Genomic DNA, 10,064 nt, shown 5'->3' with positions numbered 1-10,064 from the left:
TTTCACCGGCCGGGTCTTCGGGATGTTCGCCTCATCAGGCTCCGTTCACTTCGACTGGTTCGACTACGAGCCGCTCGATCGCTGAACGGCGGTTCTGTCCGGGCACGACTCGCTCACGCGGCGCCGGTTCCGATCCGGCGCCGCTCGCTGTTGTACAGGCCGAGGCCGCTCGGATCCGGCGAGCCGGACGCCCCTCGGACCAGCCGAAAGCGACCCGTGCGTAGGAGTTGCGGGCTGCTGACCGCGAGGCGCTGGCCGAGTTGTCGCGCGAAGTCCATGGCCGTGACGCCTTCTAGATGTCCGTCGGCCCGAACGGTCAGGCCGACCGGGACCACGACGCCGAAACCTACGGCGGGCTCGCGCTGGCCGCCCGGCGTGAGGGCGAGCATGAGGTCGAGGCGCTGATCCGGTCCGCCCTGACCGACGCCCAGACCCGCGGTGACAGGATCGGCGTGACCATCGCGCAGCGGGCCCGCGCGGTGCTCTGCAATGGCCTGGGCAGGTATGAACAGGCGTTTGAAGCGGCGTGTCAGGCGGCCGAGTACGAGCAGGATGTGGCCGCGGCGAACTGGGCACTGCTCGAGCTGGTGGAGGCGGGGGTCCGGTGCGGTGAGCGCGGTGCGGCGGGCGCCGCCATGGGCCGGCCCGCTGGCCTACGGCCTCGCAGCTCCGATCGGAGCCGTGTTGATCATGGTTCCCGGACCCCGGCCTGCACCGTCATGGCCTTCAGGAAGGCGAGCACCGCAGGGAAGACCTTCCCGTCCAGGCGCTGGGCGACCTCCTCGGCTGGCGCCTCCTCGTCCAGTCCCTCCAGGGCCTCGGCGGTCATCTCCCGCTCGGCGAGCCGGATCTCCTCCAGCTCCTTCGCAGAACATCAGCGCGAGCTGGTACCGGAAGTCGATGCGCCGGTGCTCCGGTTCCCCCTTTGCTTCGCTGGCCGGGATGGGGTGCACGTCGATGTGCACGGGCACGTCCAGCAGCGGGGCGAAATGGTGCACCGGGATACCGGTCTCCTCGGTCAGGATCGCTCCCGCGGTGACGTGGCCACGGAACTCATTGCGGGATGTCAACTCAGCGCCTTGTTCCAGCAGTTCGAAGAGCGGCGCAAGCGTGGGGGCCTCGTGCGGATTCTCCTGAAGGCAGGCTTCGGCGGTCTGCCTGATGTGGTTCTTGGTGATCATGCGTTCTCTTGTTTGCTCGGGCGGTGGGGATCGGTCGGTCTCGACAGCCGGGACACTCTCAGTCGGCGGTCATCGAGGCGACGCCGTAAGCCGTGTGGACGGGCAGGGGCCTTGGCGTAGCCGTTGAGCAGTGTGCTCGTCCACCGCCGTCCAAAGGGGCGCGGGGCAGCTGAGACCGCCCGTCTCATCGTCCGTCGGCCGAGGTGGCGGCGGGTGTGTGGAGGTCGCGTCGCCAGGCTGCTTCGTCGGCAAGTGTTCCGGCGGTGCGGTACTGGTGGATCTGGGGGGCGTTGGGCAGGGCGTGGGCGACCTCGGCGACCGGTACCGGGCGGAATCCGAGTCGGGTCCAGAAGGGTCCGGCTCCGGTGGAGAACAGGTAGGCCGTGCGGGCTCCTTGCACGGCGGCGTCCCTGAGCGCGTGTTCGACCAGGCGTCGTGCGGCGCCGCAGCCGCGCAGGTCGGGGCGGACGGCGACGCTGCGCAGCAGCACGCGGTCGTCCTGGCGTTCCCAGCCCAGGGCCGCGGCGGGGCCTGCGGTGTCCCGGGTGAGCCAGTACCGGCTTCCGGGCGCGAGGACGTCCTTGGGTGAAAGGCCCTGTCCGGCGAGGAAGGTGGCCAGCTCGCCCCCGTCCCACGCCGGCCGGGCCGGCCTGGGGAGCGGGAGGGGTTTGGCGTAGCAGCGGCTGAGCGTCTTGTGTTCGTACGGCGGGTAGTTGGGGATCGGCTGGTAGCCGGCGCGGGTGTACAGCGCGATGGCCTCGGGCTGGTGGACGGCCGTCTCCAGACGCATCTCGGAGTGGCCGAGGGCGGCGGCGGTGCGTTCTGCCTCGGCCAGGAGCCGGGCGGCGATGCCGCGGCCGCGGGCCTCGGGGACTACGTACATGCGCTTGAGCTCGGCGGCGGTGTCGGGGGAGGGAAAGGGCTGGACGGCACAGCAGCCGACCGGGCGGCCGTCGGCCTCCGCGAGCAGGAAGCGGATGGCGGGGCGGAGGTGGGAGCCGCCGGTGCAGGGCTCGTCGGGGTAGCGGGCGGCGAGGTCGTCGTCGAGGGCGCGGACCAGCCGCGCCACGCTCGGGTGGTCGGCCGCCGCGGCGGCGATGGTGAGATCGGGGGTGGTCACAGGCTGCGGTTTCCTTCGAGGATCAGGTCCAGTTGTCTGTCCAGGACGCGCCGTTGGAGGTCGGGCGGGTAGGCGTCCGGATCGGTGACGGCGTTCAGGGCCAGGCCGTCCAGGCATACGACGAGGGCGCGCACCCGGTCCTCCAGGTCCCCCGGCTCCGGCTCACCGGGGAGTGCCGCGCGCACCAGAGCGGTCAGACGGCGCAGCCAGGAGGCGTGGCTGACGGAGTGCTCGCGCAGGAGCTCCGGGTCGGTGCGAGTGGTGAGCAGGAAGGACGACCACACGACGGCCTCCAGGTGCCGTTCCTCGTCCAGAGGCAGTGCCTGCTCGGCAACGGCGTACAGGTGGGCGCGAGGTTCTGCGTGCCGCACGGGCATCGCGTCGATGCGGTCCGCCATGCGGCGATGCATGACGGACCGGGCGTGCGCCAGGAGCGCCTTCTTGTCACGGAAGTAGTGGGTGACCATGCCCGTCGTGCACCCGGCGGCGGCGGCGACCGCCCGCAGTGTCAGCCCCTCCAGCCCGCTCTCGCTCACTACCTGCCAGACGGCACCGGAGATCTCGGAGCGGCGCTGGGCATGGTCCACGTGTCGAGGCATGAGGCCCCCCTCTTCGCGTAACAGCCGTTACGTAACGTACGTTACGCGAATTCGGGTGCCAAGGCCAGAGGCGCCGGCGTCCTGGCGCTCGGCGAATCCGCAGCCTCAGCGATCCGACTCGACGACTGGGCCGGGGTCAGGGGTGTCGGTGTCGAAGGGTGGCGCTTCGTCGGTCCACTTCATCGACGTGATCGTCGTGTAGCCCAGCAGGTCGCCCTTGCCCGCACCGTCACCGCTGCGGGTGGCCACCGTTTCGGTGCCCAGGGGCATGCCCGTGGACTTGTCGAAGATCAGGCGGAGTTCCGGGGCGGACCCGTAGGGGCTCGGGAGGGCGACGGCGTAGCCGGTGCGGCCGGTGTGGTCCTTGACGTCGCCGAGGAAGCGCACGCCGGGTTCGGCGGCGAGGAGGCGGTAGGCGGCGGCGCGGAGTGCCGGGCTGGACGGGAGCGACGTGGCGAGTTGGATGGCGGTGCTGACGACGATCCGGTCGAGGACCTTCTCGGGGGCGTTGTAGTCCTTGTCGACCAGGGCGTACAGACGCTTGCGGAGGGCCTTTGCGTCAGTGGGAAGCGTGGGCAGCAGGCGGAGGGGAACCTCGCCGTACGGCACGCTGTCGGCCCTGCCGCCGGGGGCGTCGTGCTCGATCTCGCCCTTGCCGGCGTAGGTGACGATCCCGTCGGTCTCGCTCGTCAGTTTCCACGACGTGGGGGAGCCGTCCGCTCTCCAGGCCGCCTCGTCGGCCTTCGTGGCCGGACGGGCCCCCGAGTCCACGTGCTGCGACCAGTACTTGTTCTTGGCGGCGGCTGTCCAGTACCGCTGCTCGGTGCGGACGTCGATGGTGTAGTTCTTGCCGGGGACCTTGTGGAGGGAACTCATGTGTTCCTCCACGTACCAGTACGTGCCTGAGCCGGCCGGCTGTCGCTCGACGTGGGCGGCGGCGGCGAGGAGGGTCCGGCTGCCGGATCCCGACGCCGCGGAGGAAGAGGGTCCCGGCTTCTCCGGCGCGGCGTCGGTGATCACCACGGCCGCCACCGCCGTCGCGGTGGCCAGGGCGAGGCCCGAGACGAGAGGACGGCTCACCCAGCGCGGCCGGGCGGCGGCGCGTTCCCTGCGCGTCGCGCGCGGACGGCTCATGGCCGTCGCGAGCTCCTCTTCGCGAACTGGCGACGGCGTGGGGAGGTCGGGGTCGAGGTGGGCGGGGCGGGCGGCGGTCAGGCGGTGCAGGACGTCGTTCTTCACCGGGCTTCCTCTCCTACGGCGATCCGGGCTCGGGGGGACACGCGCGGCCCGGCCGCGGCCTCCTCCACGGGCGGGGAGGCCGACGCGGCCTGGTCGAGGCGCTTGCGCGCCCGGTGCAGGCGGACCCGCAGGGTGATGGGCGAGCAGCCGACCACCGCGGCCGCCTGAGAGGGGGTCAGGCCCTGCCAGGCGGATAGGATCAGCAGTTCCCGATCGCCATCCGGCAGCGTGGCGAGCGCCTTGAGCAGCGCGCTTCGCTCGGACACGTCCTCGGCGATGTCCGCCTCGGCGGTTTCCGCCCAGGACATCAACTCGGCGGCGAACGAGGCGCGCCGGGCCTCGGCCCGGATGCTGTCCCGCAGGATGTTGCGTGCGACCACGAGCAGCCACGGCAGCGGCGGCTCGGGGACGTCGTCCAGCCTGCGCCAGGCCACGGTGAACGTCTCGTTCACCACCTCGTCGGCGACCTGACCTCCCGCGCGGCTGGCCACGTAGGCCCACACGCGTTGCCGGCAGCCGTCGTAGATGGCGGTGAAACGATCCGCGTCGTCGTCGGGCACTGCCGCACCTCCTGTCCCTCCCGGTGTGTTCTGACGTCAGGTAGTGGTCCGAACGAGGTGATCGTTACAGCGGAATCGCAGGAAACCCGCCCGGTAAACGAGGCATACGTCACACCGAGGTCCGCCGAAGACGAGCTGGTCAAAGCCGCTGCGCACCAAGTGGCCGGACCGGTCCTGCCGGTTGTGCGTCACCGACATCGCGGACCGGAACGCGAGAGGTCCGGGACTGCTCAGCCGTCCTCGCGGCAGATGACGAAGCCGGGGAAGGGATGCCGTCCGGGCCGGTCGCCGATCTCGTCGATCGCCGCACGGATGTCGCGCAGGTGTCCGACGGTCATCTGCAGGGGCGGCTCGTCCGGCTGGTAGGTGGTCCGGATCGGGTAGTCCACGCCGGGCTGGTTGGTCATCTCGATGTGACAGCCGAGGACGTGAGTGACCGTTCGGGTGCCGGCGAACGCGATCAAGCGGTCGATCGTCCGGCCGAAGGCGGCCCAGTCCTCCACGTACAACCGTCCGGGATACACCGTGTCGCCGGTGAGCAGGAATCCGGTGTGCGGGTCGTAGTACGTGACGGCTGCCTTGTCGTGACCCGGGGTAGCCAGGCACTCCAGCACCCGGCCGCCGAGATCGACCCGGGCCACCCGGTCCGGGTCCTCGGTGAAGCCGAAGTGCTCCCAGGCACTGTCCGGATCCGCCCCCACCACCATGGTGTGGGGGCGGTCGGCGAACTGTGCGTCGCCCGCGACGTGGTCGTGGTGAGAGTGGGTGTGCAGGACCAGCAGGGCGTAGTCGTTCCGCGGATGCTCGGCCAGCCAGCGGCCGACCAGCTCGTCGACCACCCGTCTCAGCGGGAAGAACTCGGCCGAGTCGGTGGCTCCGGTGTCGATGAGCACGGCGCGCGCGTTGCCGAAGAGCAGGAAGAGGAACGGCGCCTCATAGTTGATCGCCTTGTTCTGCCGCAGGATGAACGTGTGCTCGTCGTACGCATGGACCTGGATGTCGGGATCGGTGTTGTGCTTCGCCGATGGCGACCCGTGGATCCAACCGACGTCCAGGGCACGGGGCTCGGGTGCCTCGGAAACGAAGTCGATCCGCTGCCCATGTACGCCCATGACGCCTCCTGAGAGCGTCGTCTTGTCGGGCCGGGTACGGCGCACATCTCGTCCGGGGCAGGCGCTCGTGCACCTCCACGCGGAATGTACTACGCCCGGACATGCTGCCTCAACGAACAGCATGTCCGGCGGGCAAGGGTGGCGGTGAGGCGACAGCTGGACTCATGCCCGAGGCGGTGACCTGCTCGGTCCCTCCTCGTGGCGGCCAATGTGCTGAGATCCTGGGCTCCCGTCAGCAGCGCAGGCCAGATGAGCTCACGAACGTGGTGATCTTCTACAACGCCACGGACATCGCGGAGATCGTCCGGCAGCTGAGATCGCGGCAAAGGTCTTCGACGCCCTGCGCTCCAAGGGCAGGTTGTCAACCGAGGGTCCGTCTCGACGGTGGTGGACAGACCCCGCCACTTCCGGCCGCGAATCCCTCTGGACGGAGCGGCAGGTGATCGATAAATATGGGAGCGCTCCCACAGCCTTTGCCATCGTCCGACTTCGGACCGTCCGAAAGCGTGCCTCCATGCAGAGTCAGACCAAGCGCCGTCTGTCCCCGGGCGAACTCGACGCCCTGCTGCGCGTCTCTACCGGCATCGGCTGCCGTCTGGAGACCGAGCTGACCGACGGCTGGTTCAACGCCGCCTACCGCGTCCTGCTCGACGACGGCCGACCCGCCGTTGTCAAACTCGCCCCGCCGGCCGATGCCGCGGTCCTGCGCTACGAACTCGGCATCATGGCCACGGAGGCCATGGTCTACCGGCGCATCGAGGCCCTCCCCGGAGACAGGGTGCCGACGCCCGCCCTGCTGTACGCGGGCGAGGAGTTCCTGGCCGTGTCCGTCCTGGAGGGCACCCCGTGGGACAAGGCAGCCGAGCGCCTGTCGCCCACCGCCCAGGCGGCGCTGCGCCGCGAACTCGGTGCGATCACCGCACACCTGCACACCCTGGCCCCGGAGGACGGCCGGTTCGGCTACCCGGCCGCCGGGTCCGCGCTGTCCGCCTCCGACTGGCGGACGGCATTCACCGCCATGGTGGATGCGCTCCTGGACGACGCCGAGCGCTGGCAGTCCCCGCTCGGTGTACCGCCCGCCGAGATACGGACGCTGGTGGCCGAGGGCGGCTGCGCCCTCGACGAGGTCACCGCGCCCCGGCTCGTCCACTTCGACCTGTGGCCCGGCAACATCTTCGTCGACGTCTCCAACGACGGGGAGCGGCCCCGGATCGCCGGGCTCATAGACCACGAGCGGGCGTTCTGGGGCGACCCGGCCGCCGAGCTGGTCTCCCTGGCCATCGGCGGCGACACCGGCCCGGAAAGCGACCTCGTCGCCGGCTACACCGAGGCGGGCGGCAGCCTCGACTTCACGCCCGCCTTCCGGCACCGGCTGGCCCTCTACCGCCTCTACCTCGGTCTGCTGCTCGTCGTCGAATGCGGCCCTCGCGGATACGGTCCCGACCACCTCGCGTCCTGTAGTCAGACCCTCGCCGACACCATCACCCAACTCCGGACGCTGGAGTAGCTCCAAGAGAGGGAGTCAAACAAGGCGGCCCATTCACCTGTGCTGGTCGGCGCACCCTCGACGCTCCAGCGGACACCGGCGACGCGGACGAGTTCGGACAGGGGCACCTCGATGGGAAGCGCCGAGGCTGAGAGCTCCGAAGGCGGCCAAGAGCGCGGTTGCACCGGCCGAGCGCTGGCTGGTCGACGGCGGCCCGCGATGCGCGCTCGGCAAGGAGTGGTTCGGCGGCTCGAAAGGGGTCGTATGGAGCGCTGTCCGTGATGCAAGGAAGTCGCGAGGAGCGTGCGCGGGGGTTGGGGTCGTAGCTGAGGAGTGTGCTGTGGGGCCCGCGGCTGGACGCGCACTTCGGCCAGCGGGGTTCGACGGCGCTACGACTTGTCCATGGCGAGCCTCTCCGCGCCCGTCTTCTCGGCGCCGATCGGGTTCTGGGGCTGGCGGAGCATGTCGACGAGGCGGAAGATCTCCATCGGCAACGGGAAGATGAGCGTGGAGTTCCGCTCGGCGGAGATCTCGGCCATGGTGGACAGGATCCGCAAATGGAGGGCAGCTGGGTGGCCTTCGAGGCGGTCCGCGGCGTCCGCCAGTGTCTCGGCGGCCTCGTACTCGCCCTTGGCGTGGATGACCTTGGCACGCCGGTCACGCTCGGCCTCGGCCTGGCGGGCCATGGCGCGCCGCATGGCCTCGGGCAGTTCGACGTCCTTGACCTCGACGAGGGTGACCTTGACGCCCCACGGGTTGGTGACCTCGTCGATGATGCGCTGGAGCCGCTGGTTGATCTCGTCGCGCTTGATCAGCAGTTCGTCGAGGTCGACCTGACCGAGGATGCTGCGCAACGTGGTCTGGGCGATCTGGGAGGTGCCTTTGATGTGGTCCTCGATGGCCACGACGGAGCGGTTGGGGTCGACGACGTTGAAGTAGGTCACGGCGTTGACCCGTACGGTGACGTTGTCCTTGGTGATGACGTCCTGCGGCGGGATGTCCATGGTCACCGTCCGCAGGGAGACGCGGATCATGCGGTCGACGACGGGGATGATGACGAACAACCCCGGTCCCTTGGCGCCGATGATCCGGCCGAGGCGGAAGATCACCCCGCGTTCGTACTCGGGCACGATCTTCACGGCGGCCACCAGGAGCATGAGCAGGACGACTGCTCCGATGATGATGCCGATGAGTCCTGAGTTCATGATCCGTCCTCCGGTGCGGTGGGGGGTCCGTTGTGGGCGGCCTCGGCGTTCTCGACGATCAGGTCGAGGCCGTCGAGGTCCACGACGCGGACGTGCTGTCCTTCGGTGAGGGGTCCCGTGCGGCCGCGGGCGGCCCACCATGCGCCGTCGAGCAGCAGCTGGCCCCTCTCACCGTCCACCCGGCGTACGACGGCCTCCCGGCCCAACAGCCCTTCATGCCCCGTGGTCGGTGGAGCCTTCCGGGCACGCCAGGCAAGACGTCCGGCGAGCACCGAGCCGCCGCCCACCACCACGGCGGTCGGCCACAGCACGGCCGGATCAATGCCCAGCTCACCGCGGAAGAGCAGGATCCCGGCGAAGACCAGGGCCACTGCCCCGCCCGCGGCGAAGACACCGATCCCGGGCGTGAGTACTTCCGCGGCGAACAGGGCGGCGGCCAGGATCAGCAGGAGCAGGCCGCCGACGTGGAAGGGCAGCACGCTCAGGGCGACGAACCCGAGCACCAAGAGGACCGCCCCGATGACGCCGCCGACGCCCATGCCCGGGCTCGCCAGTTCGTAGATCACGGCCAGGGTTCCGATGGAGAGGAACAGGAACGCCAGCTCGGGGCTGGCCAGCAGCTGCCGGACCTCCCCGAAGAAGCCGAGATTGTGCTCCACGACCCGGGCGCCCGCGGTGTGTAGTACGACCTCGTGCCGCTCGCCCTGCGGACCGACCACGACGCGGCGGCCGTCCACCTCGGTCAGCAAGGCTTCGCGCGACGGCGCCACGAGATCGACCACGTCGATGCGCAGGGCCTCCCGGTCGGACACCGACGTGCCCTCGCGCACCATGTCCCGGGCGAATTCCGTGCTGCGGCCCCGCTGCTCGGCGATGGACACGGCGAACGCGACCGCGTCGTTGACCACCTTGTCGCTCGCCTTCTCGCCCTGACCGGTCACAGGCGTGCCCGCCCCGATGTGCGTACCGGGCGCCATGGCGGCGACATGCGCGGACATCGCGATGTAGGCGCCGGCCGACGCCGCGCGGGCGCCGGGCGGAGTGACGTACACGACGACGGGCACGTCAGAGGCGAGGAACTCCTGCACGATCTCCCGGGTCGACTGCAGCAGCCCTCCAGGGGTGTCCATCTCGATCACGTACGCCTCGTGGCCTTCGCGCTCGGCAGTGCGCAGGCCGTCTTCGAGATGGTCGGCGACGACGGGGGTGATGGTGCCGTCGACCCGTGTGAGGAGCACGCTCGGGGTCTGGGCAGCGCTCATGGCCGGGGCGGCGAGCAGGCAGCCGAGCACTGCCAGGAGGACTGCGGCGAGCCTCCGGGCGAGGCCAGTGGGGCGGTTTCGGGGCACGGGTGTGGTACCCCCTGATTCCTGACGTTGGAACCCTATGGTGCGGGTATCCGGCTGACCTGCGCGGATACGGCCCACGGCGAGGCATCGGCGGACATCTGGGGGTGCGCCACCTTGCCGGGGGTCGGCAAAGTGACGGTAAAACTCGAAGCTCGCGGAGCGGACAAAAGGGGTGCCCCTGATGGCTGCCGGCAGCGCTCTCTTCACGGGAGC

At 70.2% G+C, this 10,064-nt stretch carries 10 protein-coding genes and 1 riboswitch; of the genes, 1 reads left to right on the top strand and 9 read right to left on the bottom strand.

What is annotated here, in order from left to right; genetic code table 11:
• Nucleotides 1–113: 113 nt before the first annotated feature.
• The 7 genes from SSP24_RS41340 to SSP24_RS41315 form a co-directional block, all read right to left on the bottom strand.
• On the bottom strand, nucleotides 114–389 hold the full coding sequence (locus tag SSP24_RS41340) for a hypothetical protein (protein ID WP_141316248.1): 276 nt from the start codon (nucleotides 387–389) through the stop codon (nucleotides 114–116).
• A gap of 299 nt (nucleotides 390–688) precedes the next feature.
• Nucleotides 689–829: a hypothetical protein gene (locus SSP24_RS43305; RefSeq protein ID WP_167529867.1), complete on the bottom strand. Its 141-nt coding sequence runs from the start codon at nucleotides 827–829 to the stop codon at nucleotides 689–691.
• Nucleotides 830–1,365: 536 nt separating this feature from the next.
• The gene (locus SSP24_RS41335) at nucleotides 1,366–2,301 is read right to left on the bottom strand and encodes a GNAT family N-acetyltransferase (protein ID WP_167529866.1); all 936 of its coding nucleotides are present in this window, start codon (nucleotides 2,299–2,301) and stop codon (nucleotides 1,366–1,368) included.
• Entirely contained in the window at nucleotides 2,298–2,900 is a 603-nt protein-coding gene (locus tag SSP24_RS41330) for a TetR/AcrR family transcriptional regulator (RefSeq protein ID WP_141316244.1), read from the bottom strand. Before SSP24_RS41330 ends, SSP24_RS41335 begins: the two co-directional genes overlap by 4 nt.
• A 105-nt stretch (nucleotides 2,901–3,005) precedes the next feature.
• On the bottom strand, nucleotides 3,006–4,139 hold the full coding sequence (locus tag SSP24_RS41325; protein WP_141316242.1) for a CU044_5270 family protein: 1,134 nt from the start codon (nucleotides 4,137–4,139) through the stop codon (nucleotides 3,006–3,008).
• A complete protein-coding gene (locus tag SSP24_RS41320; protein WP_141316240.1) occupies nucleotides 4,136–4,699 on the bottom strand; it encodes an RNA polymerase sigma factor in 564 nt (187 codons plus the stop codon). The genes SSP24_RS41325 and SSP24_RS41320 overlap by 4 nt, the downstream gene beginning before the upstream one ends.
• A gap of 230 nt (nucleotides 4,700–4,929) precedes the next feature.
• On the bottom strand, nucleotides 4,930–5,811 hold the full coding sequence (locus SSP24_RS41315) for an MBL fold metallo-hydrolase (RefSeq protein WP_141316237.1): 882 nt from the start codon (nucleotides 5,809–5,811) through the stop codon (nucleotides 4,930–4,932).
• A gap of 11 nt (nucleotides 5,812–5,822) precedes the next feature.
• A riboswitch (guanidine-III (ykkC-III) riboswitch) is annotated at nucleotides 5,823–5,890 on the bottom strand.
• A 435-nt stretch (nucleotides 5,891–6,325) separates the two neighbouring features.
• Here SSP24_RS41315 and SSP24_RS41310 point away from each other — a divergent pair.
• The gene (locus tag SSP24_RS41310) at nucleotides 6,326–7,318 is read left to right on the top strand and encodes a phosphotransferase family protein (protein ID WP_141316236.1); all 993 of its coding nucleotides are present in this window, start codon (nucleotides 6,326–6,328) and stop codon (nucleotides 7,316–7,318) included.
• Nucleotides 7,319–7,686: 368 nt separating this feature from the next.
• Here the strand turns inward: SSP24_RS41310 and SSP24_RS41305 are convergent, their stop codons facing one another.
• Together SSP24_RS41305 and SSP24_RS41300 are read right to left on the bottom strand one after the other, a co-directional pair.
• Nucleotides 7,687–8,502, bottom strand: a complete 816-nt coding sequence (locus SSP24_RS41305; protein ID WP_141316234.1) for a slipin family protein — start codon at nucleotides 8,500–8,502, stop codon at nucleotides 7,687–7,689.
• Nucleotides 8,499–9,851 carry an NfeD family protein gene (locus tag SSP24_RS41300; protein ID WP_229865408.1) on the bottom strand — a complete coding sequence of 451 codons (1,353 nt, stop codon included), beginning with the start codon at nucleotides 9,849–9,851 and terminating at the stop codon, nucleotides 8,499–8,501. Before SSP24_RS41300 ends, SSP24_RS41305 begins: the two co-directional genes overlap by 4 nt.
• Nucleotides 9,852–10,064: the final 213 nt, after the last annotated feature.

The sequence above is a fragment of the Streptomyces spinoverrucosus genome (assembly GCF_006539505.1).
GTDB classification, from domain to species: Bacteria; Actinomycetota; Actinomycetes; order Streptomycetales; family Streptomycetaceae; genus Streptomyces; species Streptomyces spinoverrucosus.
The sequence above is the reverse complement of the archived record's forward strand: the minus strand, read 5'-3'. Positions and strand labels throughout refer to the sequence as shown.

Coding starts and splice junctions, on each gene's coding strand:
- SSP24_RS41315 (WP_141316237.1), bottom strand. CDS start 5,811: ATGGGCGTACATGGGCAGCGGATCGACTTCGTTTCCGAGGCACCCGAG.
- SSP24_RS41310 (WP_141316236.1), top strand. CDS start 6,326: ATGCAGAGTCAGACCAAGCGCCGTCTGTCCCCGGGCGAACTCGACGCC.
- SSP24_RS43305 (WP_167529867.1), bottom strand. CDS start 829: ATGACCGCCGAGGCCCTGGAGGGACTGGACGAGGAGGCGCCAGCCGAG.
- SSP24_RS41305 (WP_141316234.1), bottom strand. CDS start 8,502: ATGAACTCAGGACTCATCGGCATCATCATCGGAGCAGTCGTCCTGCTC.
- SSP24_RS41330 (WP_141316244.1), bottom strand. CDS start 2,900: ATGCCTCGACACGTGGACCATGCCCAGCGCCGCTCCGAGATCTCCGGT.
- SSP24_RS41340 (WP_141316248.1), bottom strand. CDS start 389: ATGCTCGCCCTCACGCCGGGCGGCCAGCGCGAGCCCGCCGTAGGTTTC.